Raw genomic sequence first — 1,674 nt, forward strand, 5'->3', positions numbered from 1 at the left:
ATCCAGGCCATCCGCGTCTCCGCCCGCGGCTACCGCAACCGAGAGCACTTCAAGACCGCAATCTACTTCCACCTCGGCGGATTACAGCTCTACCCGGTCACACCATGACCCACGGACTTCCCGGAAGCGCCCCCATATGGGGCGGGTTTTGAGGTGATGCTGTCGGGGTGACGACAGCTTCTCGGTTTCGTGTGTTCAATGATGCTCAGTGGGAGTTGATTTCAGCGGAGTTGCCCTCCAATGAGGGTCGGCGGGGTCATCCTTCCGGGGATGACCGGCGTGTCGTGGAGGGCATCATCTACCGGTACCGCACCGGTATCCCATGGCGTGACCTGCCACGTTCGGAGTTCGGGCCGTGGCAGACGGTGTGGAAACGTCATCGTCGTTACGCTGCGGACGGGACCTGGGACCGGGTGTTGATGGCGCTGTTGGTGAGCGCTGATGCCGACGGCCGACTGGACTGGACGGTGTCGGTGGACGCCACGATCAATCGAGCACATCAGCACGCGACGAACACAACGCGACCTGATCAAGACACAGGGGGCTGGGTCGAATTACACGAATCGGCCGCTGTGCGAGCGTGAACCCGCAGGTCATGGGATCGGACGGTCCCGGGGCGAGTTGACCACCAAGATCCACACCGCCGTCGATGGGGTTGACCCCTGGAGGGGGGCATCTGATCGCGAGACTGCTGGTCCTGCGGGGAGGATGTTCCCGTGTCGGGAAACCGCAAGAAGTACACCACGGAGTATCGCGAGCAGGCCGTGCGTTTGCTCGTCGATACCGGACGCCCGATGGCGCACCTCGCCGCGGAGATCGGCGTTGGAGAACAATTGCTCGGCCGGTGGGTCGCGGCGGCCAAAGCGCGCTTGGCAGCCGATAATCCTGAGGTGCTCGATGACGATGAACGCGCAGAGCTGCAACGTCTGCGCAAGGAGACTGCCGAATTACGTTTGGACAGGGCTTTTTTGAGAAACGCCGCGGCCTTCTTCGCCTCCGAACAGACGTTCATGGCGCCGTTCCGCAGCTCGGGCGAGGATGACACGTGCGATGCCGAGGCGATCAAGCACGTCGCCAACCGCGTGATGGACTACCACGAGCGATTGCTGGAGATCTCGGAACGCTGCCGCGGGTTGTCGGTACCGTCGCAGTACGCGGACATTCTCGCCGATTGCGCACGGCTGCTTGATGTTCCGTTGCAGAGCTACCGCGAGTTCATCGCCGAAATGGTCGATTTTGTGGAGTCCCTGCCGCGGGTGCTGGAACATGCCACGGGCGTGGTGAACATGGGGGCCGTGTTGCTGGACATGGACTTCGACGAAATCCACGAGAAGACCCGTATCTTCAAGCGGTTGGAGGCGATCAGCAAGTCATAGCCGGTCGGAGAAGGCCGCCAGCGAGGCCGCGATGTAGCTCAGATCGCAATCGCGGGTCGCGACGTCGTTCATGAGTTCCTCGGCCCGATCGACGTCAAAATCGTGCGCCAGCTCAGATCCGTTGAGGTGCAGGAAGGTCCACGCCGCTGCCCATGCTGTCCGCTTGTTCCCATCGACCAGTGCGTGATTGCGGGCCAGCGACTGCAGCAACGCGGCGGCCTTGTCCCACACCTGCGGGTAGGCGTCGACTCCGAACACGGTCGCCTGCGGCCGAGCGACCGCGGCGTCGAGCAGCCCG

The 1,674-nt window shown here is 63.0% G+C and carries 3 protein-coding genes; 2 read left to right on the forward strand and 1 reads right to left on the reverse strand.

The genetic code is table 11. From position 1 onward, the window contains the following. Positions 1 to 191: 191 nt before the first annotated feature. Positions 192 to 584 (forward strand): IS5 family transposase, encoded by a 393-nt coding sequence (locus WA944_RS21005; RefSeq protein WP_526371189.1) that lies wholly within the window; start codon positions 192 to 194, stop codon positions 582 to 584. Between the two features lie 132 nt (positions 585 to 716). Next, complete coding sequence (locus WA944_RS21010; RefSeq protein WP_526371185.1) at positions 717 to 1,376, forward strand: transposase; 660 nt, start codon at positions 717 to 719, stop codon at positions 1,374 to 1,376. On the opposite strand, the gene WA944_RS21015 is transcribed toward WA944_RS21010, so the two are convergent. Further along, on the reverse strand, positions 1,371 to 1,674 hold a 304-nt coding region (locus tag WA944_RS21015; RefSeq protein WP_526608537.1), incomplete at its 5' end, for a type II toxin-antitoxin system death-on-curing family toxin. The two genes, WA944_RS21010 and WA944_RS21015, sit on opposite strands and share 6 nt — an antisense overlap.

It is taken from the genome of Mycobacterium sp. (assembly GCF_049683355.1).
Taxonomy (GTDB): domain Bacteria; phylum Actinomycetota; class Actinomycetes; order Mycobacteriales; family Mycobacteriaceae; genus Mycobacterium.